General features: G+C 71.6%; 17 protein-coding genes. 7 read left to right on the forward strand and 10 right to left on the reverse strand.

The genetic code is table 11. The features are described 5' to 3' along the window. Positions 1-5 precede the first annotated feature (5 nt). From IH09_RS00260 to IH09_RS00270, 3 genes are all read right to left on the reverse strand, one after another. Positions 6-2993, reverse strand: coding sequence for a glycoside hydrolase family 2 TIM barrel-domain containing protein (locus tag IH09_RS00260; protein ID WP_052853152.1), 2988 nt, complete (start codon positions 2991-2993; stop codon positions 6-8). 358 nt (positions 2994-3351) lie between these two features. Beyond that, the gene (locus IH09_RS00265; RefSeq protein ID WP_052853153.1) at positions 3352-4647 is read right to left on the reverse strand and encodes an SWF or SNF family helicase; all 1296 of its coding nucleotides are present in this window, start codon (positions 4645-4647) and stop codon (positions 3352-3354) included. Further along, a complete protein-coding gene (locus IH09_RS00270; RefSeq protein WP_052853154.1) occupies positions 4644-7724 on the reverse strand; it encodes an SNF2-related protein in 3081 nt (1026 codons plus the stop codon). The genes IH09_RS00265 and IH09_RS00270 overlap by 4 nt, the downstream gene beginning before the upstream one ends. Positions 7725-7889: 165 nt before the next feature. On the opposite strand from IH09_RS00270, the gene IH09_RS00275 reads away from it, so the two are divergent. Continuing rightward, complete coding sequence (locus IH09_RS00275; RefSeq protein ID WP_052853155.1) at positions 7890-8072, forward strand: hypothetical protein; 183 nt, start codon at positions 7890-7892, stop codon at positions 8070-8072. Between the two features lie 524 nt (positions 8073-8596). On the opposite strand, the gene IH09_RS00280 is transcribed toward IH09_RS00275, so the two are convergent. After that, the gene (locus IH09_RS00280; protein WP_404827225.1) at positions 8597-10000 is read right to left on the reverse strand and encodes a tannase/feruloyl esterase family alpha/beta hydrolase; all 1404 of its coding nucleotides are present in this window, start codon (positions 9998-10000) and stop codon (positions 8597-8599) included. 373 nt (positions 10001-10373) lie between these two features. Further along, positions 10374-11156 carry a hypothetical protein gene (locus tag IH09_RS00285; RefSeq protein ID WP_052853156.1) on the reverse strand — a complete coding sequence of 261 codons (783 nt, stop codon included), beginning with the start codon at positions 11154-11156 and terminating at the stop codon, positions 10374-10376. A 256-nt stretch (positions 11157-11412) separates the two neighbouring features. Between IH09_RS00285 and IH09_RS00290 the strand changes: the two genes are divergently transcribed. Then, entirely contained in the window at positions 11413-12309 is an 897-nt protein-coding gene (locus tag IH09_RS00290) for an oxygenase MpaB family protein (RefSeq protein WP_052853157.1), read from the forward strand. Positions 12310-12334: 25 nt separating this feature from the next. On the opposite strand, the gene IH09_RS00295 is transcribed toward IH09_RS00290, so the two are convergent. Both IH09_RS00295 and IH09_RS00300 read right to left on the reverse strand, forming a co-directional pair. Beyond that, on the reverse strand, positions 12335-12946 hold the full coding sequence (locus tag IH09_RS00295) for a class I SAM-dependent methyltransferase (protein ID WP_052853158.1): 612 nt from the start codon (positions 12944-12946) through the stop codon (positions 12335-12337). 1115 nt (positions 12947-14061) lie between these two features. Further along, on the reverse strand, positions 14062-14490 hold the full coding sequence (locus IH09_RS00300; protein ID WP_052853159.1) for a PPOX class F420-dependent oxidoreductase: 429 nt from the start codon (positions 14488-14490) through the stop codon (positions 14062-14064). Between the two features lie 166 nt (positions 14491-14656). Here IH09_RS00300 and IH09_RS00305 point away from each other — a divergent pair, with 166 nt between their 5' ends. Both IH09_RS00305 and IH09_RS00310 read left to right on the forward strand, forming a co-directional pair. Then, a complete protein-coding gene (locus IH09_RS00305) occupies positions 14657-15064 on the forward strand; it encodes a roadblock/LC7 domain-containing protein (RefSeq protein ID WP_052853160.1) in 408 nt (135 codons plus the stop codon). A 79-nt stretch (positions 15065-15143) separates the two neighbouring features. Beyond that, on the forward strand, positions 15144-16055 hold the full coding sequence (locus IH09_RS00310) for a DUF6397 family protein (RefSeq protein WP_318279356.1): 912 nt from the start codon (positions 15144-15146) through the stop codon (positions 16053-16055). On the opposite strand, the gene IH09_RS00315 is transcribed toward IH09_RS00310, so the two are convergent. The 3 genes from IH09_RS00315 to IH09_RS00325 all read right to left on the reverse strand — a co-directional run bounded on the left by IH09_RS00315 (position 15971) and on the right by IH09_RS00325 (position 21607). Further along, complete coding sequence (locus IH09_RS00315) at positions 15971-16855, reverse strand: acyl-CoA thioesterase (protein ID WP_052853161.1); 885 nt, start codon at positions 16853-16855, stop codon at positions 15971-15973. The two genes, IH09_RS00310 and IH09_RS00315, sit on opposite strands and share 85 nt — an antisense overlap. A gap of 52 nt (positions 16856-16907) precedes the next feature. Next, entirely contained in the window at positions 16908-19421 is a 2514-nt protein-coding gene (locus IH09_RS00320; RefSeq protein WP_052853162.1) for a DUF3516 domain-containing protein, read from the reverse strand. Positions 19422-21085: 1664 nt separating this feature from the next. Further along, positions 21086-21607: a DUF6624 domain-containing protein gene (locus tag IH09_RS00325; RefSeq protein WP_052853163.1), complete on the reverse strand. Its 522-nt coding sequence runs from the start codon at positions 21605-21607 to the stop codon at positions 21086-21088. Positions 21608-22398: 791 nt separating this feature from the next. Between IH09_RS00325 and IH09_RS00330 the strand changes: the two genes are divergently transcribed. The 3 genes from IH09_RS00330 to istB all read left to right on the forward strand — a co-directional run bounded on the left by IH09_RS00330 (position 22399) and on the right by istB (position 25736). Continuing rightward, the gene (locus tag IH09_RS00330; protein WP_052853164.1) at positions 22399-22992 is read left to right on the forward strand and encodes a pyridoxamine 5'-phosphate oxidase family protein; all 594 of its coding nucleotides are present in this window, start codon (positions 22399-22401) and stop codon (positions 22990-22992) included. Positions 22993-23439: 447 nt separating this feature from the next. Further along, positions 23440-24945 carry an IS21 family transposase gene (gene istA, locus IH09_RS00335; RefSeq protein WP_052853165.1) on the forward strand — a complete coding sequence of 502 codons (1506 nt, stop codon included), beginning with the start codon at positions 23440-23442 and terminating at the stop codon, positions 24943-24945. Continuing rightward, positions 24945-25736 (forward strand): IS21-like element helper ATPase IstB, encoded by a 792-nt coding sequence (gene istB, locus IH09_RS00340; RefSeq protein ID WP_052853166.1) that lies wholly within the window; start codon positions 24945-24947, stop codon positions 25734-25736. Before istA ends, istB begins: the two co-directional genes overlap by 1 nt. The last annotated feature ends 204 nt before the right edge of the window (positions 25737-25940 follow it).

Below are 25940 nucleotides of genomic sequence, written 5' to 3' on the forward strand. Positions count from 1 at the left end.
GACATTCATCGCAACGAGGAGAAGGTGAAGGCGAACCGGGCCGGCGCCACCTCCAGCCGGTACCGCGGCAGTACGCCGGGCCCGCACGACTGGCTGCCGATGCCGTGCTGCGCATGGTCGAGATGCAGCCACACCAGCTCACCGGGCGAGAGGTCCGTGGTGTGCCGGGCCGCGTCCAGCTCCTCGACCGGCCAGCGGCGCGCGGTGAGATAGAAGTCCGGATCGCCCTCGATCCGGATGCCCGAACCGTCCGTACGGGACAGCTGCGCCCAGCGCACACCGGGCCGGGCACCGTTCTCCTGCGGCCGGACGTACGGCGTCTGCATCGCGTCCACCGGCATCGACCAGCGGCCCACCCGCGCCGCGGCCAGGGTGTCCGGATAGCCCTCACCCGGCCCGCCGCCGAACCACTCCGCGTGCCCGACGCTGCCGCACACCGCCATCCGCACCCCCAGCCGCGGCAGCGGAGCGGGCCAGTCGCCCTCCGGCTCGACGGACACCTCCAGCCGCAGCAACTCCCGCCGGGCCGTCCAGCGGTAGACCGTACGCAGCGCCGGCTCCGCCCCGGCCGCCGCGACACGGGTCCGCACGATCAGCGCGTCCGCGAGCGTCTCGACGGCGTCGACGCGGTGCCGCATCCGGTGCAGCCCCAGCCGCCGCCACTCGGCGGCCGGCGACCGTCCCGGCTGCCGGGGCGCGGCCTCGTCGTTGTCGGTCGGCGCCCGCCAGACCTCCAGCCGGGGGCCGCGCAGCAGCACACCGTCGAGATAGCCGAGCGTCCCCGTGGTGGCGTCGAACGTCCCCGGGCCCAGCAGGATCACATTGCCCTCGCCGCGGCGTGGAACCGCGGTGGCGGCCGGGGGAGTACGGACCGGACGGGCGGCGGCCGGCAGCTGGCCCCAGGCGACCTCGTGTCCCGCGCCCGCCCACGCGGTGTCGTCGGCCAGCACCGCCCGGACCGTCCACAGCGCCTCCGCGCCGCCCGGCGCCGCGGGCGGCGCGGGCAGCCGTAGCCCGGCCGACTCACCGGGCGCCAGCGCCGGCACCGCCAGCGAACCCGTCCCGCGCACCTCGCCCGCCACCTCGTACACCCAGCGGAACGCCAGATGGCCCAGATCCGCGAAGTCGTGGAGGTTGGTGATCCGGACCGTGCCCGCCACCCCGTCACCCTCGATCCGCACCGGCTCGACGACCTTCTTGAACTCGGCCAGCCCCGGTGACGGCGTCCGGTCGGGGAAGACCAGCCCGTCGCAGACGAAATTGCCGTCGTGCAGCTCCTCGCCGAAGTCGCCGCCGTAGGCGTGGTACACCTCACCGTCCGGCGTCAGCTGCCGCAGCCCGTGGTCGATCCACTCCCAGACGAAACCGCCCTGGCAGCGCTCGTACGTTTCGAACAGCCGCTGGTACTCGCTCAGCCCGCCGGGACCGTTGCCCATCGCATGCGCGTACTCGCACAGCAGGAACGGCAGCCGGCGGCGCCGGGCGTCCAGCTCCGGGTCGGGCAGCGGGTCCTCGGCGCGCCGCCCGATCCGCGCGACCTCGGCGTGGTCGGCGTACATCCGGGAGTAGACGTCCGTATCGGCGCAGCTGCGGTCGCCCTCGTAGTGCAGCGGGCGGGACGGGTCGCGCTCGCGTATCCAGGCGGCCATCGCGGACAGTCCGCGGCCGGTGCCGCACTCGTTGCCCAGCGACCACAGCACGATGGCGGGGTGGTTCTTGTCCCGCTCGACCATCCGGCGGGCGCGGTCCAGCAGCGCGGGCTCCCAGCGCGCGTCGTCCACCGGATTGCCCCGCCAGTCCTGCTGTCCGAAACCGTGGGTCTCCAGATCGCATTCGTCGACCACCCACAGGCCCAGCTCGTCGCAGAGGTCCAGGAAGGCGGGGTGCGGCGGATAGTGGCTGGTGCGGACCGCGTTGATGTTGTGGCGCTTCATCAGCAGCAGATCGCGGCGCATCACCTCCCGGCCGACCGTGCGCCCGTCACGCGGGTGGAACTCATGGCGGTTGACACCGCGCAGCAGGATCCGGCGGCCGTTGACCTTCAGCAGCCCGTCCTCGACGCGGACGGTACGGAACCCGATCCGCAGCGGGATCCGCTCGCCGGGGGTGGCCAGTTCGGCGTCGTAGAGCCGGGGTGTCTCCGCCGTCCACGGGAGCACCGGGACACTCGCGCCCTCGCCCGTCGCCAGATCGAGGCCGAGCGCCGGGACGGTGACCCGGCCGGCCGGTGCGCAGTCCACGCGCAGGGTGCCCAGGCCCGTCGTGTGGTCGAACCCGGCGTGCACGAAGTGGTCGGCGATCGAGCCCTCGGGGCGGCGGTGGACCGAGACGCTCCGGAAGATGCCGGGCAGCCACCACTGGTCCTGGTCCTCCAGATAGCTGCCCGACGACCACTGGTGCACGCGGACCGCCAGCACATTGCCGCGCGGCCGCAGCAGGTGCCCGACCGCGAACTCGTGGGGCAGCCGGCTGCCCTTGAAATGCCCCAGCTCCTGCCCGTTGAGCCAGACCCGGGCACAGGACTCCACACCGCCGAAATGCAGCACCGCGGGTCCCTCGCCCCAGCCCTCCGGCAGGTCGAAGCGGTGGCGGTGGTCGCCGGTCGGATTCTCGTCCGGCACCCGCGGCGGGTCGACCGGGAAGGGATAGGCGGTGTCGGTGTACGCGGGCGTGCCGTGACCCTTGAGCACCCAGTGGCCGGGCACCCACAGGTCCTGCCACCGGGAGTCGTCGAAATCCGGCCGCGCGAAGGAGTCGTCCTCGGCGGTGGCGGTCACCGAGAGCCGGAAGCGCCAACTGCCGTGTAACGGGAGCCGGGCGGCGTCCGATCCGGCGTACCAGGCACGCGGCGGCAGCGCCCCGCGGCCCGGGGAACGGTCCTCGTAGTACGGCGGGAGCTCCGGCCGGCGGGGTGTGCCGGCCGCGCCGGGGGCGGTCCGGGGCGGCGGCCCGTACGGCGGATGGTGCGGTGCGTGGGACGAAGTGCCGGACACTGGTCCTCCTCGCTGCGGGGCGGTGGCCTGGCCGTGGGGGATCCGATCAGCGAATCATGATCGGGCTCGGGGCGCAGCAGGATGGGCAGGATTGGCCGGGGCGACGGGCCGGGACGTCCGCCGCCGTACCGGGCACCGGCGGCTGTCCAGCTCCCGCACCGGTCCGGAATGCGCCCCTCGTGCCGGCCCGTCCCTTCCCCGTGCCGGCACGTCTCCCCGGCCGATCCGCCGCGTACGGCACGGGGATGCCCACACGGCGTGAACTCCGTGGTACCGGCCGGTGAAGCCGCGGGATCCGCTCCGGCACGTCCGTGTGGCCCGCCCCGGCCACCGCCCACCGGAGCGGTCCCGCCCGGTGTCAGTCCGCCGCCGACAGCCCCGCGAGGGCGCCCGCCGGATCGTCCGTCGCCGGGCCCGCGGGTGCCCACCGGCCGTGCTCCTTGCGATAGGGCCACCAGCGCCCGTCCCGGCCGTACCGCAGCTGGGCGTCGCCGCCGGCCACCGTCCAGCGGTTGCGGTCGGCGCGCAGCCGCGGCCGGGGTTCGTCCTCCTCCCAGGCGGCGGCCAGCCGGCCGGTTGCGCGCGCCAGTGCGGCCGGATCCGGCGTCCACTCCTCCTCCAGGACGGCGAGCCCGGCCGTACCGCCCAGCTCCCAGGCCCGTACGGCGAGCGCCAGTCCCCGCGCATCGCGCCCCGAACCGGCCGCCAGCCGCTCCGCGACGGCCGCCTCGGGCCCGGTGCCCGCCAGCCGGACCGCGTCCTGCGCGGGCGTCAGGGCGGGCACCGGCGGCGTGTCCGCGTGCCGGTCGGCGAGCGCGTCCGCCAGCAGCAGCCGGGCGCGTGCCGCCGTGTCCCGGATGAGGAACTCCAGGGCGGCCACGTCCACTCCGGGCGCGGGCGGGGTGCCGCCGCCGAGCGCCGGTGCGGCGCCCGGCGCCTCGACCGGCGGTGGCGGCGCGGGCAGCGGCGGCAGGATGTCGCGCGCCGCGTACGCCTCGACGGCCGGTACGCCCGCGGCCGGTGCCGCCGGCCCCGCTTCCGCGTCGGCCGGCATCCCGGCGCGGGCGGCGCTGCGTGCCTGGAGATCGTCCAGCAGCTCGTGCTCCCCGCGCCCGCGCAACAGCAGCAGCACGAACGGATCCTGGTCCAGCAGCCGCGCCAACTGGTAGCAGAGGGCGGCGGAATGCGCGCAGTGGTCCCATGCCTCGCAGCCGCACTCCGACTCCATGTCGCCGATGGACGGCAGGAGGCCGATCCCGGCGGCGGCCGCGTCCTCGACCAGATGTGGCGGCATATCGCGGTCCAGCAGCGCCGCGATGTGCCCGGCCCGGTCCGCGACCAGGTCCAGCAGACGGTCCCATTCCGCCGCGCTCAGCTGCTGGAGCAGCACATCGGCGCGGTACCGGGTGTGGTCCGGGTCCTGGACGATCGCGGTGATCCGGCCGGGGCGCACCGACACCGCGCCGACCGCACCGGCGCGGGCATGCCGGCGGCCCAGCCGCAGCTGCGCACCGTCCAGTGCGGTGTCCTCCAGCGCCTTGAGCCACGCCTGTCCCCACCAGCTCCGGGCGAAGGGGCCGCTCCGGGCGGCCGGCAGCGCGGCGAAGGTGCGTTCCCGCCCGTCGGGCGCGTTTCTCGTCTCCGGTGTGTTCATCGCTCGCTCCCTCGCAGTGCGACCAGGTCCGCCAGCTCGGCGTCGGTGAGTTCGGTCGCCGCGGCCTCGCCGGAACCGAGCACCGCGTCCGCCAACCGCTGCTTACGGGAGAGCATTTCCGCGATGCGGTCCTCGACGGTGCCCTCCGTGATCAGCCGGTGGACCTGCACCGGCCGGGTCTGTCCGATGCGGTACGCGCGGTCGGTGGCCTGCGCCTCGACGGCCGGATTCCACCAGCGGTCGAAGTGCACGACATGTGCGGCCCGGGTGAGGTTCAGGCCCGTACCGGCCGCCTTCAGCGACAGCAGGAACACCGGGACCGCGCCCTCCTGGAAGCGCCGTACCAACTCCTCGCGGCGGGCCACCGGCGTACCGCCGTGCAGGAACAGGGTGGGCACCCCGCGCGCCGCCAGATGCCCCTCCAGCAGCCGCGCCATCGCCACGTACTGCGTGAACACCAGCACGCTCGCGCCCTCGGCGAGGATGGTGTCGAGCAGCTCGTCCAGCAGCTCCACCTTCCCCGAACGACCGGCGAACGCCGGCCCGTTCCCCTCCCGTCCGGCTCCGTTCGGGCCGGTCTCCCTCCCGTACTGCGACGGGTGGTTGCAGATCTGCTTGAGCGAGGTGAGCAGCTTGAGCACCAGACCGCGGCGCGCGAACCCGTCCGCCCCGGCGATCTCCTCCAGCCCCTCGCGCACCACGGCCTCGTACAGCCCGGCCTGTTCCCTGGTCAGCGCCACCGCATGGTCGGTCTCCGTCTTCGGCGGCAGCTCGGGCGCGATCCCCGGATCGGACTTGCGGCGGCGCAGCAGGAACGGCCGCACCAGCCGGGCCAGCCGCTCGGCCGCCGCGGCCGCCTCGGCGGACGCCACCGCACCGCCTTCGACGGCCCGCGCGTAGCGGGTACGGAACCGGCCGAGCGGCCCCAGCAGGCCGGGCGTCGTCCAGTCCAGGATCGCCCACAGCTCCGACAGGTTGTTCTCCACCGGGGTGCCGGTCAGCGCCACCCGCGCCTTGGCGGGGAGGGTGCGCAGCGCCCTGGCGGTGGCGGAGAACGGGTTCTTGATGTGCTGCGCCTCGTCGGCGACGACCAGCCCCCAGCCGGCTCCGGCCAGCTTCCCGGCGTCCAGCCGCATGGTGCCGTAGGTGGTGAGCACGAACTCGCCGTCGGCCAGCTCCGCCAGGCTGCGCCGTCCGGCGTGGAAGCGGCGCACCGGCGTGCCCGGCGCGAACCTCTCGATCTCGCGCTGCCAGTTGCCCATGAGGGACGTGGGGCAGACGACGAGTGTGGGGCCCGCCGAGTCGGGATCGCTCTGACGGTGCAGGTGCAGGGAGATGAGGGTGATGGTCTTGCCGAGGCCCATATCGTCGGCGAGACAGCCGCCGAGTCCGAGCGAGGTCATCCGGTGCAGCCAGCCGAGCCCGCGCAGCTGGTAGTCGCGGAGCGTCGCGGCGAGTCGGTCGGGCTGCCGGACGGGCTCGGCACCGCTCCGCTCCGGGTCGGCGAGCCGGTCGCGCAGCCGCGCCGCCCAGCCGGCGGCCCGCACCTCGACGGACCGGCCGTCGTCGGTCTCGGCCGTCCCGGTGAGCGCCGCGCCGAGCGCGTCGAGCGGCGTGATCTTACGGTCCTGGCGGTCGCGCGCGGCGCGCAGCTCCTCCGGGTCGATCAGCACCCACCGGTCGCGCAGCCGCACCAGCGGACGACCGGCCTCGGCGAGCCGGTCCAGCTCCGCCTTGTCGAGCTCCTGGTCACCCACCGCGAACCGCCAGCTGAAGGAGAGCAGCGCATCGGCGGAGAGCAGCGCGGGCAGTGCGGACTCCGGTCCGCCCACCGGGTCGGGCGTTCCCACCACCGCCCGGGTGGTCAGCGTGCGCGCCAGCCCCCTGGGCCAGTGGACCCGCACTCCGGCGGCGGCCAGCGCACGGGCGGCCGGCCCGAGCAGTTCGGCGATCTCCTCGTCGGCGAGGTCGAGTGCGCCGGGCACCGCCGCGGACAGCAGCGGGGTGAGCGGCGCCCAGGCGTCGGCCGCGCGGCGCAGCGTGCGCAGGGTGTCCATCCGCGCCCGCGGACCGAACGCCTGACCCGCGGCGGACGTTCCGGCCCACACCTCGGCGGCGTCCGCGACCAGCGTCGGGTCGGTGAGGCTGTGCAACTGGAGGACGGCGGTGAAGCCGATCCGGGCGGCGTCCGGATCCGCGGGCCCGTCGTACGGCGGCCCTTCCCGCGGCGGCTGTTCCTCCCGGCTCCCGCTCCCTCGTCCGGTCCGGGTCTCTGCTGCTGCCTGCCCGTGCTGCTTTTGGGTGCCGTCTCCTCCCGGCGGTACATCCGGTTCGACCGGTCCGACCGCGCCGTGCATCTCCACCCGCAGCGAGATCCGTACGCCCGCGTCCTGCCCGGCGGCGACATCCGCGGCCCAGGCGCGCTGCTCGGGGATGCGCTGCGGGGCGGACGCCGCGAAGGCCGGTGCCCCGGTGGCCAGCGCCGCGGCGGGGGAGCGCGGCAGCCCGTCGGCCACCGCGTCGAGGAAGGCCCGCAGGTGGCGCTCCGGCTCGGGCAACAGCACCGGGTCGGTGTCCGGGAGCGGGGTGGCGTGCGCGGACGGCGGCATCGCGGCCGCGAGGTCACGCAGCCGCTCGACGTCGGCCGGGTCCAGTGGACCCAGCCGCCAGGCGTCGTGGTCGGCGGCGCTCAGACCGGGCAGCAGTCGGCCCCGGGCGGCGAGCTGGAGCGCCAGCATGGCCGCGGCGCCCCAGAACGCGGCGGCCGGATCGGCGCCACGGGCGGTCCGCGCGCGGGTGAGGACGGGCACCGCGGCGGCGACGGGCAGGACCACGGCCGGGACGGCGCACACCGAGAACCCGCCGTCCGCATCCGGCAGCACGACGGGAATCCCGTCCGCCACCGGCAGGGCGTCCACCGTCGGTCCGTCCTCGGCGGCGGGGTCTGCGAGGGGTTCGCCGTCCGGGCGCCAGAAGGCGACCCGGCCGGCCCGCGGCGGGTCCGACGGAAGGAAAACCGCTGCACAGCGGACCAGCGCGGACAGGCGCGCGGGCGTGACTGCGGGAAGGGAAGTCACTGGGTGGAGAGCTCCTCAAATTTGACTACTGGCGCTTGGAGCGCCCGAGAGTACACGACGCCCTGGCCCTCGATGGAACCTGCGGCGCGAAAACGGCGTTCAATGGGATACGGCGTTCACAGGGATGCACGGAGCGCGGCATGCGCCGCGGAAGGGGCGTGAAGGATGTCCACACAGGCGAAGGTCGCGATCGGCGGCGTTGCGGTGGGAGTGATCCTGCTGTGGCTGCTGCCGTTCTGGGCGGCCGTACTGGTCATGGTCGGAGTTCCGGCCGTCGCGTATCTGGCGCTCGACCCCTCCCAGCGCCGTCGACTGCGCCGGGCCAGCCGCAAGGAGATCGGCCGCTGAGCCGCGGGGCCCCCGCACCGCTCCGGGGGCCCGGGGGCCGGCCGCCGGCCGAGGCCGGGCGGGGGCCGCAGCACCGTACGGCCCCGAACACCGGCTCATGAGGCCAGACGGAGCCCTGCCCGTGACCTGAGTCGCCCGGTCCGGGGTCTGAGTACGGGGTGCGACTGGGACTTGGGTACGGGGCGCGAGGGCGCGACCGCCGGATCCGCCCGGTCGGCCGGGATCGCCCGTCGCTCGTTCCCTCCTGGTGGATGGTCAGAGGGGCATCGCTTCTCCTGACGGAGGGCCAGAGCGGGGTTCTCTCCTCCCGCAGACCGCCAGGACCACGGTTCGCAAGGAGCACTGCTCGCCGGGACCACTCCTCGCTGGGTCCACTTCTCGCGGGAGACGGCCAGGGCTCGAATCCGGTACGGCGGACCCCATTGGAGCCGCCGGCCCTGCTGCCGACGACCGGCCCCGGACCAGGCGCGGTGGAACGGTGGGACGCGGCCCCGGTGCGATCAATCAGCCTCCGACGCGATCGATCAGCTTCCGACGCGGCAGGTGTTGACGACATCCCCGACCACCGGTCTGCGGATCGTGTGGTCCGCGGGCGGGAGGACGCCCCGCTCCACCCAGTCGGTCAGCGCGGTGAACGCCGACCGGTAGCAGGGCAGTATCGGCCGGAGCAGGCCCGGATAGCTGTCGTAGAGGCCGTCGACATGGGTACCGCCCTGCACGGTGTAGTAGCGGTGCAGCCCGGAACGCCGTTGGTCGGCGACCATCCGGGCGTAGACGTCGGAGTCCGTCGCGATCGGCAGCAGCGTGTCCAGATCGCCGTGCAGCGTGATCAGCGGCCGCCCGATCCGTCCGGTCAGTGCGATTCGCTCGACCGCCTGCCGCACGGCCGCGGGACGGGCGGCGAAATCGTATGCGGCGTCGGACGCACAGGGCGCCAGAATCTCGGCGGGCGTCGAACCCGCCGAAGCCCCCGGGCAGGTGCGGTCGTAGTCCGGATCCAGCGCCGCCCGGTAGGTCTTCTGCGTCACGCCCCAGTAGGCGGCCTGGTGGTACGGCCACAGAAACCACGAACCGGCCGCGAACCCCGCCGCCACCATCTCCCGCGCACCGGCCTTCCCCTGCCCGTACGCCACGGCCGTCGGCAGCGACGTCAGCGGGTTCGGCCCGTTCGCCGTCCACAGCGTGCCCTCCCAGTCCACACCGCCGTCGTACAGCTCCGGGTGGTTCTCCAACTGCCAGCGCGTCAGATATCCGCCGTTGGAGATCCCGGTCATGTACGTACGGCGCGGGGCGCGGCCGTAGAAGCCGGCCACCGTCTGCCGCGCGGCGCGGGTCAGCTCCGTCGTGCGACGGTTCCACTCGGCGAGGGCATCACCGGGCCGCCGCCCGTCGCGGTAGAAGTCCGGGCCGTTGTTGCCCTTGTCGGTCGCGGCGTACGCATAGCCCGCCGCCAGCACCCGGTCGGATATCAGGACGTCGGTGGCGTACTGCTTGCGCGTGCCGGGCGCGCCCGTGACGACGAGCCCGCCGTTCCAGTGCTCCGGGAGCCGGATCACGAACTGGGCGTCGTGCCGCCAGCCGTGCGTGGTGTTGAAGGTGGAGTCGTCGGGGAAGTAGCCGTCGATCTGGACGCCGGGCACACCGCTGGGTCTCTGCGTGCCCGCGGCCGCGAGACCGGCCTGGTCGGCGGTGTCCGTGTACTCCGTACCGGCCAGCGCGGTGGTGGTCAGATCGGGCAGACAGACCGCCTGCTGCCGCTCCGCCCCCGGCACACGCGGGGCGGAGACGACGGCGGAACCCGGCGCGGGCCCCGCGCAGGAGCGGGCGGCACCGGACGCGGCGCGCGCCGGACCCACCATGGTCAGGGCGAGCAGAACGGCGCCGCACAGCGCGGCGGTGCGTCGCGAACGGCCGTACGGCGGGCGCATGATGAGCCTCCAGAGGCGGGACGGCGGAGAACGGTGGAGCCGGCGGTCCGAGGCGACCGCGGCGCCCCATGCTGCGCCGCCGCACCACCACGCACCATGGCCCCGCCCCACACCTCCCGGACCGCGACGGTGTGCCCGGCCGCCGACAGCCGCGCCGGCCCGGAGAATCCGTACACGGACCGCTCCCCGGTGGCGCCCCCGTAAGGCCGGCGAAGGGGCCGCCGGTGCCCGTGCCGAAGCCGTCGGCCCATCCCGTCCCGCGCCGGTCGCCCGCATGAACGCCTCCCCGTGTGCCCTCCTCATACGTCCGGGAACAGTTCAGCACACGGGTCTGACAACGCCCGTTCCCGGCGACCGCCGCCTGCCGTGGAGGTCAGGCGGGGTGTGCCGCCAGTGCGTCCAACGACGCCAGCAGGCCGGGGAGTTCGGGCCCGCGGCCCACCGGATGCACCGTGCCGGGCTCCTCGTCCAGCAGCACGAACGCGATGTCGTCGGTGCGGGCGACCATGCTCCAGCCCGGCCCGTCGACCCGTAGTGTGCGGGTCTCACCCGCCGCGAACGACGACCGCACCCGGCCGGGCGGCGGGGGCTGCGCCAGGTAGCCGTGCGCCTCGTGCAGCACCCGCCGCACCCCGTGATGCGGGTGGGCGCCCGGAGCGACGAAGGTGACTTCGCCGTCCACCTGCTCGCGCCATCCCGCCCACCGCAGCGCGATCTCGTCCGCGCCGAGCCGCCGTTGGGCCGGTCCCCACCGCCCGGCATCCGGCGGGGCGAGCGGGGCCGGATCCCCGTCCCGCGGTGCCGGGTCGTGCGGCCGCGGAACCCCCGGCGCCGATATGGCGAGGGCCAGCGGCCAGCCCGGCAGCGCGCCGACGATGCGGTCCGCCCCGGGCGAGAGGTCGTACGCCATCCCGCAGTCCCACGCCGCGATGGCACAGGCCACCAGCGGCACATCGTCCGTCGCCACCGTCCAGCGCGCGCCGCCGCCGTCCTGGCCGAGGACCAGCCCGTAGCCCGTACCGCGGGGATCGAGGCCGAGACCCGCACACGCCTCGGGATAGTCGTCACCGAGCACGCTCGGGAACCGCGCGGGCGTCAGCAGCACCGCCGTCAGCACGAACAACTCGTCGCTGTCGGCGCTCTCGGTCCTGGACACGGGGGCCTCCCCAGCCGATCCGTCCGGAGTACGTCGGCGCACCCTAATGGGGCCGGCAGGAGCTTGTCACCGGCCTCGGTACGCCCGCCCACAGGCCGCACCTCTCACGCGGCCGGCCGGCCGAGCGGCTCGCGGCGCCCCGCGGCACCCCGTATGAATCCGGCCACCCTGTCCCCGGCCGCCGTCCGTCTTCGCCGTTCAAGTGTGCCCGGAGCCCATAAAGTTGGAATTTCGGCAATCGAAGGGATGGCTTCAGGTGCGGCGCTACGACTGGCTGAGAGAGATCCGGCGGCTCGATCCCGAGCGTGACTTCCTGCGGATCTACCGCATCACCGCGACCCATGAATTCCCCTGGGACATGACCAGAGCCCTGGAACTGGCGCTCTACCGCACCTATGCCGTACCGAGCATCGGCCGGCTGCTGGCCGAAACCGCGGAGCTGACGGACCGCACGCAAAAGCGCTACGACGACACCGCCCTTCTGCTGGACGCCGTGGTGGAGCACGGCTTCGACGGGACCGACGGCCGCACGGCGATCCGCCGCATCAACCAGATGCACCGCAGCTACGACATCAGCAACGACGACATGCGGTACGTCCTGTGCACCTTCGTCGTGGTGCCCAAACGCTGGATCGACAACTACGGCTGGCGGCAACTGACCGAGCACGAACTACGCGCCATCGCCGCCTACTACCACACTCTCGGCCGCCATATGGGCATCACCGGACTCCCGGAGACCTACCAGGACTTCGAACGCCACCTGGACGACTACGAGCGCGCGCACTTCGGCTGGGACGAGGGCGCCCGGCGGGTCTCGGACGCGACCCTGGACCTGATGGCGGGCTGGTACGGCCCGCTCGCCCCCGTGGTGCGCGGTGCGAGCATGGCCCTCCTGGACGATGCGTTGCTGGACGCCTTTCGGTACGAGCGGCCCGGACCGGCGGTCCGGGCGGCGGTACACACCGCCCTGAAGCTGCGTGCCAAGGCCGTGCGGCTGCTTCCGCCCCGCCGCAGTCCGCACTACGCCCGCCAGAACCCCGAGATCAAGGGCTATCCGAACGGCTTCCGCGTCGCCGACCTCGGCACTTTCCCCACCGCTCGCCGTATGGGCGGCTGCCCGGCCCCGCACTCCGAAGGCCCGGTGACCCCTTGAGGAGCGTGTACCGGCCGCGGAGTCCTCACCCCCGCCGGAGAGCCAGCGCCAGATAGCGGGCGTCCTCGTCCACGTACCGGATGAGGTCCCACCCGGCGGCAGCCAGCAGGGGCCGCAGATTCGGCTCCGCCCGGAGGTCGCCGGGGGTGAGCGCGCGGCCCTTGCGGGCGGCGAGGGCGGCCCGCCCGACGGGATGGAAGAGCGCCAGCCGGCCGCCGGGCCGCACGACCCTGGCCAGTTCGCCGAGCCCGCCCGCCGAGTCCGGCAGATGGGAGAGGAGCCCGGCCGCGAAGACGGCGTCCAGGGCGGCGTCCCGCAGCGGCAGTCGGGTCACATCCGCGAGCAGCAGCCCCGCGTCCCGGCCGCGCCCGGCCCGTACGGCGGCCGCCAGCATCTCGGGCGTGAGGTCCGCACCCAGCACCGTCCCACGCGGTCCCACGGCGTCCCGCAGCGCGGGCAGCGCCCGCCCGGTGCCGCAGCCGGCGTCCAGCACCCGGTCACCCGCGCGCAGCTCCAGCTCAGCGACGCCCGCGGCATAGGCAGGGCCGTCGTCGGGGAACCGGGCGTCCCAGTCGGCGGCCCGCGCGGCGAAGAACGTGCGGACGTCGTGCGGCTGGTCGGCGTGGTGGTCGGTCATCGGGTTCCTCCGGGGCGGATCGGTCGGCCAGGTGGGCGGTGATGGCGTGCGGGACCCCCGCGACGGGCGGGGTCCACTGTGATGGTCGGGGGCCACCGAGACGGACGGGGCCACCGCGATACCGAGACGCATGGTGCCCGTGTGCCGTACGTGGCGCCGTCGGTGAACGGAAACCCCGCGGCCACGGCGGGACGGGGTCGGCGGAGGCGATCAGCCGGAACCCGACGCCGGTGGCGACGGCGAGCGAGCACACTCCCGCCGCCCGCTCGGGGTGCGGTGCCGCTCCGATGCCGCACGGAGGCCGACGCCGTGGCTTCGGCGGCACCCGCCGAGGTCTGCGCGGCGGCCCGTACGCCGTGCCACCACCGGGACCGCTGCCGCCTCATGAGCCCATGATCCCGCACGGTTGCCGGGCCGATGGCGGGCGGGTGAGTCGGGTCCGGCGAACGGAGCGGAGCGCGCGGGTGGCGAACGCGTTACGTCACACGAAGCCGGTTCGCTGCCGACGAGCCCGGAACCGCCCCGGGACACCGCAACCTTGGCCGACCCCTGCCGCGCCCCGGACACGGCAAACGAGAACGCAGGCCGCACAGGTGGACGGCACCGGAGCGCGAACCGCAAGCCCACGACGACACCAGCGATCGATTTCGGCCGCATCACCAACTGACGGAGACCCGCGCGCCACCGCTTCGACGCGCCGGGACAGGACCGTTTCTCCTGCCGGGGGACGATCTGGAGACGGCCCATCGGGCGCCCTGATCCCGGCATCGGCACCCGACGGCTTCCGGCCTGCGCGCCCGGTGGCGGACTGCCTCGCGTACTCCCCGCCCGGCATCAACTCCCGTATGCAGCAACAGACTTACGGCGCTGGAGACGCGCCCGTGTCCTGGGTGGCGCCTCCCGTGGCACCTCGGCCCTGCCGCTGTGCCGCCCCGGACCGTGACCCGGGCGAGCAAGAGCTGGTCAGGCGGGGTGAACGCGCCAGGCGGAGGTGTCCCGCCCGGCTGCCGCACCGGTGGAAGGACGGGACGGTCAGTCCGTCCGGCGGTCGCGCTCAGCCGGAGGTCCGGACGGTCGGTGGCGGGGGCGCCGCCCGGCGCATCGTGCCGGGGCCGTCATTCCGCGAGGCGCGTGACGGCGACGGCCTTGCCGATACGGACCCGCACCAGCAGCTCTCCCGGAACGCCGTTGCGCTCGCCGTACTCCTCCGCGCGGTCCTCACCCATGTAACGGGCCGCGATCCGAGCCGCCCAGTGCCGGACATCGGCGAGTTCCTCACTGATCTCCACCGACCCCTCCACGACCACGAAGGCGAAGGGCGGCCGCTCGTCGTCGACGCACAGCGCCACCCTGCCGTCCCGGGCGAGGTTACGGCCCTTGACCGTGTCCTTGCCGGTGTTGAACACCAGCTCATCGCCGTCCATGAGGAACCACACCGGTGCGATGTGCGGGCTGCCGTCGGCCCGTACGGTCGCCAGTTTCGCGGTCCGGGTGCCCTCGGAAAGGAAGTTCTGCCACTCGTCCTTGGTCATTTTTCGTGCCATGGCGACATCCTCTCCATCCGGCGCGATCGAGCGGGGCGTGGCACGCCGGGGCGCGGGGCCGCTTGCCGAGACGGCGGAGGTGGGACAGGCTGGCACGGCAGTCGCGGACGGACTGCCGACGGCCGCCCGGCCAGGTGTGCGGACGGGGACACGGGGAGGAAGCGGCATGGCACTGAGCAGCGCACTCGACTGGCTGCTGAACGACCTGACCAAGCGGATGGAAAAGGTACGGCACGCGTTAGTGCTCTCCAACGACGGGCTGGTGACCGGCGCGAGCCAGGGGCTGGAGCGCGAGGATGCCGAACATCTGGCGGCGGTCGCCTCGGGGCTGCACAGCCTCGCGAAGGGGTCCGGACTGCACTTCAAAGCCGGGCGGGTGCGCCAGACGATGATCGAGTTCGACGACGGAGTGCTCTTCGTGACGGCGGCGGGCGACGGCAGCTGCCTGTGCGTGCTGGCCGGCGCCGACCCGGACCTGGGGCAGATCGCCTACGAAATGACACTGCTGGTCAATCGCGTCGGGGAGCATCTGGGCGTCGCGACCAGGCAGTCGGAGAGTTATCCACAGGCTTGAGGCGAGGGTTGACGCACTGTCACAGCCCGCCGGTAGTGTCATCACTGTCAGTGATCGACCGAGCTGTGGGGGAAGCGACATGACAGTGATGTGTGACGGACGGCAGGCACTCACGATGGGGCAGGCCGCCCGCGAACTGGAGCTGAGGACCGGCGAGTTCGAACTCGCCACCCAACTCGGAGAAGTGCGTACGATCCCCGCCGGGCCGCCCGGCCGGCGTCGGGTCCCCGCGGAAGAGATCGACCGCCTGCGGGCCGAGCCGGGCTTCCCCGACGCGCTCCGCGAACGGGTCCGCACCGTCGGCACGACGGAGGCCGCCGAGCTGATGGGCATCGGCCCCGGCCGGTTCCTGCGGCTCACCCGGGCCGGCTGCCTCGGCCCCGTCAGGTTCTATCCGAACCGCTACGGCGCGGTGGTCTGGCTCTATCTCGCGACCGAGATCACCGGCTTCGCCGACCGCGAGCCAGGACTGATGCGGGGCAGCATCCCCGCCGCGATGCGCGTCATGCTCGCCGGGGGCCAGGACTGGCGGGGCCGGCAGTGGCGCGGCCGCCGTGTCGCCCAGCTCATGGGACAGGCCGAGGACCGCTGGGAGTCGGCGGCCGTGATCGCCGCCGTGCTGCCCCCGGAGGAACTGGCCTCGGTCGTCGACGACCCACGGGAGCGATCCCTGCTCCGCGAGCTCCGGCCGCCCTTCGCCTCCGTGATCACGGCGACGGCCGCCGCCCGGGATTCCTTCGACCGCGTGCTGACGGCCGAGGAGTTCGACGAGGTGATGTGGTACCGCGTCAACCTCTCCCGGGCACTCGCCACCGCCCGCAGAGACGCCCCGGCGCGCCCGCGGGAAGCGACCTCGGCCCGCCGTCGTCCCCCGGGCTTCGCGAACCGCCCATCCCGGACCGGGACTTACGGCTCGGTGACCGAGCTGTCGCGCGGACGGAAAAGCCCTTCCTGGACAACCGAGACCAGCAGCCTGCCCTCCCGGTCGTAGATCCCTCCGCGGGCCAGACCTCGGCCGCCGATGGCGATCGGCGACTCCTGGTCGTAGAGGAACCACTCGTCCGCGCGGAACGGACGGTGGAACCACATCGCATGATCCAGAGAGGCCATGTCGAACCCGCGCCGCCCCCAGAGCGGCTCGATCGGGATCCGGACGGCGTCCAGCAGTGTCATATCGCTGGCGTAGGTCAGCGCGCAGGTGTGCACGAGCGGATCGTCACCCAACGGCCCGACCGCGCGCATCCACACCGCACTGCGCGGCTCCGCACCCTCGATCTCGTCCGGCGTCCAGCGCAGCCGGTCGGCATAACGGATGTCGAACGGCTGCCTGCGCGCCATCCGCTCCAGCGCCTCGGGCAGTTCGCCCAGGTGCCCACGGAGCTCCTCCGCGATCGTCGGCAGCTCCTCCGGGCCGGGCACCGCCCGGCGCATCGGCAACTGATGAGTGAAGCCGGGTTCCGGCTTGTGAAAGGAGGCGGTCAGATTGAAGATCGTGCGTCCCTGCTGGACGGCGACGACCCGGCGGGTGGTGAAGGACCGGCCGTCGCGTACCCGCTCGACCTGGTACACGATCGGCACCCCGGGCCGCCCCGGCCGCAGGAAGTACGCGTGCAGCGAGTGGACCGGGCGGTCCCGCTCGGTGGTCCGCCCGGCGGCCACCAGCGCCTGGCCCGCGACCTGCCCGCCGAAGACCCGCTGGAGGGACTCCTGCGGACTGCGGCCACGGAAGATGTTCACCTCGATCTGCTCCAGATCCAGCAGATCGACCAGTCTCTCGGCAGGGTTGGTCATGACCGGCGGTCCTCCGTCACATCCGTCGACGGCCTCGGACGAAGCCGTTCCCTCACAGCTGACCCACATCGGTGACGCGCACCACCGCGCGCCCCTCCTCGTCGGAGGCGGCGAGATCCACCTCGGCGGAGATGCCCCAGTCGTGATCGCCGTTCGGATCGGCGAACGTCTGCCGCACCTTCCACAGGCCGTGCTCGGCGTCCTCCTCGATCAGCAGCAGCTTCGGGCCGCGCGCGTCCGGACCGGTGCCCAGCTCGTCGTACTCGTCCCAGTAGGCGTCCATTGCGTCGCCCCAGGTATCCGCGTCCCAGCCGGACTCGGCGTCCATCTCACCGAGCTCCTCGACCTTGTCCAGCGCCGCCAGCTCCACCCGCCGGAACATCGCATTGCGCACCAGCACACGGAACGCGCGGGCGTTGGCGGTCACCGGCCGGACCTGATCGGCCCGTTCGGCGGCCTGCTCGGCCGTCTCCTCCGCCGGGTTGGCGAGCTGCTCCCACTCGTCCAGCAGACTGGAGTCGACCTGCCGCACCATCTCGCCCAGCCAGGCGACGATGTCCTGGAAGTCCTCGGACTTCAGATCGTCCGGCACGGTGTGATCCAGCGCCTTGAACGCACTCGCCAGGTAGCGCAGCACGATCCCCTCGGTGCGCGCCAGCTCGTAGAAGGACGTGAACTCCGTGAAGGTCATGGCGCGTTCGTACATATCGCGGATGACCGACTTCGGCGACAGCGGATGGTCGCCGACCCACGGATGGTTCTTGCGGTACAGGTTGTACGCGTGGAAGAGGAGCTCCTCCAGCGGCTTGGGGTACTCGACGTCCATGAGCCGCTCCATGCGGTCCTCGTACTCGACGCCGTCGGCCTTCATCTGGGCGACCGCCTCGCCCCGGGCCTTGTTCTGCTGCGCGGCCAGGATCTGCCGCGGATCGTCCAGCGTGGACTCCACGACCGAGACCATGTCCAGGGCGTAGGACGGCGACTCGGGGTCGAGCAGGTCGAACGCGGCCAGCGCGAAGGTGGACAGCGGCTGGTTGAGCGCGAAGTCCTGCTGAAGATCGACGGTCAGCCGGACGATCCGCCCCTCCGCGTCCGGCTCCGCCAGGCGCTCCACGATCCCGCCGTCCAGCAGCGAACGGTAGATCGCGATCGCCCGCCGGATGTGCCTGAGCTGGTTCTTACGCGGCTCGTGATTGTCCTCCAGCAGACGGCGCATCGCCTCGAAGGCATTGCCCGGCCGGGCGATCACCGACAGCAGCATCGCGTGCGTGACCCGGAACCGCGAGGTCAGCGGCTCGGGATCGGAGGCGATGAGCTTCTCGAAGGTGTTCTCACCCCAGTTGACGAAGCCCTCCGGTGCCTTCTTGCGCACGACCTTCCGGCGCTTCTTGGGATCGTCACCCGCCTTGGCCAGCGCCTTCTCGTTCTCCACCACATGCTCGGGGGCCTGCGCGACGACGAACCCCGCCGTGTCGAAGCCGGCCCGCCCCGCGCGCCCCGCGATCTGATGGAACTCCCGCGCCCGCAGCGTCCGCACCCGGGTCCCGTCGTACTTCGTCAGCGCGGTGAACAGCACCGTGCGGATCGGGACATTGACGCCCACGCCGAGGGTGTCCGTACCGCAGATGACCTTCAGCAGACCCGCCTGCGCCAGCTTCTCGACGAGCCGGCGGTACTTCGGCAGCATGCCCGCGTGGTGCACGCCGATGCCGTGGCGGACATAACGCGAGAGGTTGCGGCCGAACTTGGTGGTGAACCGGAAGTTCCCGATGAGCTGCGCGATCTGGTCCTTCTCGGCACGCGTGCACATATTGATGCTCATCAGCGCCTGCGCCCGTTCCACGGCGGCGGCCTGCGTGAAGTGCACGATGTAGACCGGCGACTGGTGGGTCTCCAGCAGCTCGGTGAGCGTCTCCGTCATCGGTGTCGTGCGGTACTCGTACGACAGCGGTACGGGCCGGGTCACGGAGCGCACGACCGAGGTCGGCTTCCCGGTCCGCCGGGTCAGATCCCCCTCGAACCGCGACATGTCGCCGAGCGTCGCCGACATCAGGATGAACTGTGCCTGCGGCAGTTCCAGCAACGGAATCTGCCACGCCCAGCCGCGGTCCGGTTCGGCGTAGAAGTGGAACTCGTCCATCACGACCTGGCCGATGTCGGCGTGCTTCCCGTCGCGCAGCGCTATCGAGGCGAGCACCTCGGCCGTACAGCAGATGACCGGTGCATCGGCGTTGACGGACGCGTCACCGGTGAGCATCCCGACGTTCTCGGTGCCGAACAGCTTGCACAGATCGAAGAACTTCTCCGACACCAGGGCCTTGATGGGCGCGGTGTAGAAGGTGACCTGGTCATTGGCGAGGGCGGTGAAGTGCGCACCGGCCGCCACCAGGCTCTTACCGGAGCCGGTGGGCGTGGACAGGATGACGTTCGCCCCCGAGACCACCTCGATCAGAGCCTCCTCCTGGGCAGGGTAGAGCGTGATCCCCTGCTGCTCGGCCCAGCTCGAAAAGGCTTCGAAGAGGGCATCGGGGTCGGCGTCTTTCGGCAAATGATCGATGAGGGTCACACCCCCTATAGTGCCTGCCTTCGACCCGCATCAGGGAACCGGCGGCCCATATCGAGATCATGCGCCCCGGCGACCCGCTGACCTGTGGTAACGGCTACCGCATGGTGTCTGAGCTGCCGCGATGCTGTATCCCGTCGTACGGGCTCAGGAGCCTCGGACCACCTCAAGGCTCCACCTGACGCAAGGCCCGAGAAGGGGCGCAGGGATCGCCGGACGAGCGGGGCGGCTAGGGGCGCGGGGATGAGGGTGCTGAGCCACCTTGGATACGTGGGCTGACCTGCGGAAATGTGTCCCATGGGCGTTGGTCGACACGTCTCTGGGACCTATGTGGAATGTGGGGGAGAAGAGTGAATGGGGCATTTTCATCCCGCCGGATACCAGGGAGCTCAGCGCCGCGGTTCCCCCGTCTCCAGCTCCCTGGGGCTATCTGGCTCCTCCCGGGCAATCCTCGTTCTTCGGCCCTTGCGGCAGGAGGGGCAGGGGACGGCGTCGGGTCGGAGGAGGTTCCGTCGGTCCGCGGGGAGTGGCGGAGATCACCGTGGGCGTGGTGGCGCGCGAGCCCTGCCCACCGGAGCTGGACGAGGTGAGTGCGGAGGCGCTCCTCGGGATGCGCATCCCGAGGAGCAGACACCCGCCCTGGCCGGCCCGCAGGCCACCGGCGCTGCCACCGACACCGGATGGAGTCGGTCGGCGTCGATGGGAATGGTTCGCCGGGCGTGGTCGATCACGGAGATCGGTGCGTCGGCCCGCTGGGAAATGCGTCCAGCCCTCGGTGCAGTCGGTCCTCTGCGAAAGGAGGCGTGATCCACTCGGCTGGTGCCTGCTGTGGGAGAGGCGTGCCTCGGCGCGGTAGGGGCGGTGGGAGCACACAAGGCGCGGGACGCAGGGGGCGGGAGGGTCAGGATGCGCTCCACGGTGAGGCGTCGCTGTCGTGCGCATCAGGCAGCAGCGCGGTAGAGGCGGCGGGCGACGTGCGGGACACATTCTCGTATGGCTATCTGCACTGTGGGCGTGGGGCGTGGGGCGTGGGGGTGGTGGAGGCGGGGAGGGCGGAGGGGGAGAGAGAAGGGTGGGGGCGCCGGCCGAACTGCGGCCGAGGCGGTGTCGCGCCCCAAACCGTCGATCCTGCCGACGGTCTATTCCGCCTCGCCCACAGCAGTGCGCATCGAATGCGCATTGAATCGGCGTCGGCCGCTTCCAGCAGGATGGTGCGGACCCGGTCCGGCGTGCGCGTCATCAAATCGGCGACGCTGTAGATCCCTCAGAGCGGTGTAGAGCCCTCTGAGCATTGGGGGCCCCTGAGTGCTGGAGAAATCCCGAACGTTGGAGGCGTACCGAGCGTCGTCCCACTGCCGTATGTGTGAGGCCCGCCCGATCACCATGTGTGACGGCCGCCGGAGTGTGTTTCTGTCCGAGGCCGGAACTGGTCCCGGCCATGAGCCCAGTTTCGGCCCCGCCGGGCGCTCGGTCGCACCGCGTGCTCATCGCGCTCATCTTTCCTGTTGCGCGATCCGGGGTCTTCGATCCTGACGGCACCGGTGTTCAGCCTGCGCGGTCGATGTTGTGCGGTAGTCGACGGCTCGCGGAGGCAGGGGCCTGTGGGCCTTGCCAAGAGCGGCCGGGATTCGGGGTGCGGTCCGGCGCGCCCGGCTCAGGGTGACGGATCAGGTGGTTGAGATCTTGTCGGTGTACTTGGCGGTGTATTCGGCGAAGGGCGCGATTCCGACCTCCGCCCGCAACTTGTCCATGTGCTCGGGCTGTTCACAGGGCCACGGAACAGGCGAACCGTCCTTGATGCCGGCGATCTGTGTGCCGTAGACCTGCTTGTGCCCGTCGTTCACCAGCGTCCGGTCACGCAGGAACGCCAGTTCGCGGGGGCTGGCTGAGCCCGTAGCCACTGCCTGCTCCATGAGCTGGAGTGCCCGCCGCTGTATGCCGAGCTGCCGGTCGGCGTGCTGTGCGATCAGCCAGGCGCCGCGCGCGGCGTCGTCACCGACCAGTTCCGCAGTCGGCCAGCCGTACTCATCCATGATCTCGTTGAGTCGGTCGCCGTGCCGGGCGGTGAGCCGCCGCCATGCCAATTGCTCGGCAGGGTCCTCGTCGTTGGCGCGGTATGAGTTCTGCTGGTCCGCCGCAGCCATGTTGATCAGTTCCGCTGCCAATGCGGTGATGTTTTCGTGAGTCACTGTCAACTCCTTGGTTCAGGTGGGAACTTCATGTCGGTCCACAACATTAGAGGCGTATTTCGCCGTGAAGATCATTCGGTGGAACGGTGACAGAAGTGCCCGTGCGGAGGGATACTGGATCTACTCCCAGAAGCGACACGGCGTTGTCCGCAGGCGGCACAGCGATTCCCGTACGTAGGCTCGCGGCCACAGTTGGACGGCGGAGAGAAGACAGTTGTCCCGGGGCAGTGCACGTTCCTTCTTTGGTGGTCGCCCACACGTCGCATGGCGCAAAAGTGCCTTGGTCGTAGCTGCTGGGGGCGATTGGCGGCGGGCATGCCGCTCAAGTTCCGGGCGGTCGATACTCGATCGGCGTGGCGTTCGGCGGTACAGCCTTTGTCACCAGGGTGGAGGGGCGTACGGGTGCAGCGGCGGGGCAAGTTGTGGCAAATAATGCTAAATCGCGCCCGTACCGGCAAGTGCGCCGGGTCGGTCCGAAGTCGGGCGCTGCGACTTCGCGCTTTCCCCGGGGACTGGTTGCGCGACCACCCGTCCCCGGTCGGGCAGTACCGCTACTCGTCGCCGCTGACGTCGACTGCGGTGTTCACGGCGCTTCGTAACCAGGCCGCTTCGGTGAAACCCTCGGCATAATCGTCAAGACTTGTGGATCAGGTGCGAGGTGCGCCGCTCATGCCGTCCAGCCGATCGTGATGTGCGCCAGCGGTGGTCCATTCCATTGGTCCGCGATCCCCGCGATCCCCGCGATCCCCGCGTCCTGCCGCATGGGAGGGATCGCCCGCCATAATCGACCTATGGGAAAGAGCTACGAGCGGATCGATGGCAGGCTGCGTGCCTTCATCGAGGCGCAGCACATCTTCTTCACCGCGACGGCGCCGTTGGACGGAGACGGCACCGTCAACCTTTCGCCCAAGGGCCTGAACGGCTCGTTTGCCGTGCTCGACGAACTCACCGTGGCCTACCTCGATTTCGCCGGCAGCAATGCCGAGACGGTCGCCCATCTACGCGAGAACGGCCGCATCACCCTGATGTGGTGCGCCTTCGACGGTCCGCCCAACATCGTGCGCGTGCATGGGCACGGAGAGCCGGTCTTCCGCGACGACGCGCGTTGGAACGAGTTGATGGGGTACTTTCCGGACATCGACCCGACCACACACGGTCTGCGCGCGATCATCGTCGTGACCGCCGAGAAGATCCGTGACACCTGCGGGTACGCCGTCCCGTTCATGACTTACGACGGAGATCGGCCGTTGCACGCGTCGCGCTTCGCGCGCGAGACCGATGAGTCGCTCGATGTGTACTTCCAGAAGAAGGAGGACATCGCGACCAGCATCGACGGCCTCCCGGGGCTGCCCTTGCCGCTGCCGCCGCTTCCCCGCACGGCCTAACAGCCGGCCGGTGGAGCGGACACCACGGCGGGCGGGCTCTGTTCGGGAGACTGTCATGCCGCCCGGAACTCCCCGCGTTCGGTCGGGAGGCCGTGCTCGAAGAGGGTCCCGGCGTCGGCGAGGGCGATGAGGCGGGGGTGCGTTCACGGCTCTTCTGTGGTTCTGGGCGGACTGGGCCAGTCGAGCACATTGCTGTGGTGTGACGGGCCTTCTGTAGCGCAGGAGGGATGGTCCTGCCTCGACCCTCGGTGAGTCCGGCCTCTTCGCGGGGATGGCAGGCGGTACGGGGCGCCGGTTGACGGCGACTGTCGCAGTAGGGTGACGGCGGTCAGTAGATACTCCCCGTAGGCGGCCACTTAGCGCCCCATTCATGGCCAAGGATTTCCCCACGGACGGCTAGATATCTCCCCGGACCTGGACCGATACCGGTCGGCGAAGCTGGCCGGTGTGAAGAACAGCAGGGAGATCATGGAGATCCTTGAGGCATACGACCTCACGGGGAGTTACCGAGCGGCGGCCGAACTGGCCGGCTGCGACCACCACACGGTGGCCCGGTATGTGCAGGCTCGGGCCGAGGGCAAGAGCCCAACCGAGCGGCAGCACCGGGCCCGCCCGATCGACGAGTACCTCGCAAAGATCGAGGAGTTGGTGGTGAACTCCCACGGCCGGATCCGTGCCGATGTCGTGCACCGGCGGATCACGGCGATGGGCTTCACGGGCGGGGAAAGGACCACCCGGCGGGTGGTCGCGGAGGTCAAGGCGAGCCTGCGGGCCGGATCGCGGCGGGTCTATCGGCCGTGGATCACCGAGCCCGGTTTGTGGCTGCAGTGGGACTGGGGCGAGGGCCCGCGGATCGGTGGACGCCGTACTTCTTTGTGGTGCGCATGGCTGGCCTGGTCGCGTTTCCGCGTCGTCATTCCAGTGTTCGACAAGACCCTGCCGACGATCGTGGCCTGCCTGGACGCCACCCTGCGGCGAATAGGAGGGGTGCCGGCCTATGCGCTGACCGACAACGAGAAGACGGTCACCACGATGCACGTCGCGAACATCGCGGTCCGCAACCCGGAGATCGTCGAGGTCGCCCGGCACTACGGGCTGACAATCCGTACTTGCCTGCCGGCCGACCCGGAAACCAAGGGCGGATCCGAGGCCACCGTCCGTATTGCGAAGGCCGACCTGGTGCCCACCGACGCCAATCTGCTCGAGCAGTACGGGTCGTTCGGACACTTGGAGGCGGCCTGCCGCGACTTCTGCGACGAGATCAACAACCGGGTTCACCGGGCCAGTCGGCGCAAGCCCGCCGAGGCCCTGGCCGAGGAACGGCAGCGGCTGCATCCGCTGCCGAAGGAGCCGTTCGCCGTCGCGTTCGGCACCACGAGACGGGTGAACTGGGACGCCACGATCTCCGTTGAAGGAGTGCGGTATTCGGTCCCGCACCAGCTGGTCGACACCCGAGTCTGGGCCCGCTTCAACGGCGACGAGCTGATCGTCACCGCGGTCGGCGAGGACGGCCCGGCCGAGGTCGCCCGGCACGACCGCTCGACCCCCGGCAGCCCGCAGATCAAGGACGAGCACTACCCGCCCAGGGAGGACAAGGAGGGCGACCGGACACCGAAGGCGAACTCGGCCGAGGAGGCGGCCTTCCTCGCGCTCGGTCCCGGGGCGGCGTCCTGGCTGATCGAGGCCGGGGCGGCCGGAGCCCGCAGAATCAAGCCGAAGATGGCCGAGGCGGTCGCGCTGGCCAAGCTGCACTCCGCCGCCGACGTCGACCGGGCCCTGGGTTCTGCGGCGATCGCCGGACGGTTCGCGGAGAACGACCTGATCCGCATCCTCACCTACCAAGTCGGCCTGGAAACAGTCGAACCCACACGGCCTTCCGAAGATCACAGCCTGCAGCCAGGCACCTCCGCCTGGTCCAACTTCGGCCTCGCCAATGAGAAGGAAGAGCACTGATGGCCACCCCGATCCGCACCGTCACCGGCACCCACGGCGACCCCCTCACCGAGGCCATCGAGCTGACCAAGCGGCTGAAACTCCCGCACATCCGGCGGGCGTTGACCGACCTGATCCCCACCGCGAAGGCCCAACGCTGGGACCCCGCCGAGGTCGTCCGCGTCCTTCTCTCCGAGGAGGCCGCAGGCCGAGACGCCGCGAACCTCCGCACCCGCCGCAAGCGAGCCGGGTTCCCGGCCGGAAAGACCTTCGGCGACTGGGACGAGACCGCCTCCTCGATTCCACGGCCGACTCAGGACTCGCTGAAGATGCTCGAGTGGGTCACCCGCAAGGAGAATCTTTGCATCTGCGGGCCCTCCGGCACGGGCAAGAGCCACTTCACCGAGGCCCTGGGCCAGGCTGCCATCGAGGCCGGCATGACGGTCGCCTGGTTCACCATCGAAGACCTCGGAGCCCTCGTCCGCCGCCACCGGGCCGACGACTCGCTGGCCAGAGCGATGGCCCGGCTGATCCGAACCGACCTGATCATCGTCGACGACATCGGCCTGCTGCCGGTGTCGCCCGATGCCGCCGAGGGGTTCTACCGGCTGGTCGATGCCGCATATGAACGACGGGCGCTGGCCGTCTCGAGCAACCTCCACCCGTCAGGCTTCGACGAGATCATGCCCAAGACCCTGGCCACCGCGACCGTCGATCGGCTCCTGCACCACGCTCACGTCGTGGTCACCCAGGGTGATTCCTTCCGGCTCAACCAAGCCACCAGCGGTCAGGGGGTGATCCCCTTGCGCTGATCCATCCACCAACAGCGGGGAGATATCTGGCCGCGGTTGGGGAAGTGCTGCTGGCCGCCAGTGGGGAGAATTACTGGCCGCCTCCGGGGAGAACTGAGTGGCCGTTGACAGTAGGGATCCGACACGGGCGTGGCGTGGAGGCGAGCGTAGACGTGGAGGTGGACGTCGAGCCGAGGTTGTTGAGGTAGCTGAGGCCGTTGCCAA

Source organism: Streptomyces celluloflavus (genome assembly GCA_000720995.1).
GTDB classification, from domain to species: Bacteria; Actinomycetota; Actinomycetes; order Streptomycetales; family Streptomycetaceae; genus Streptomyces; species Streptomyces celluloflavus.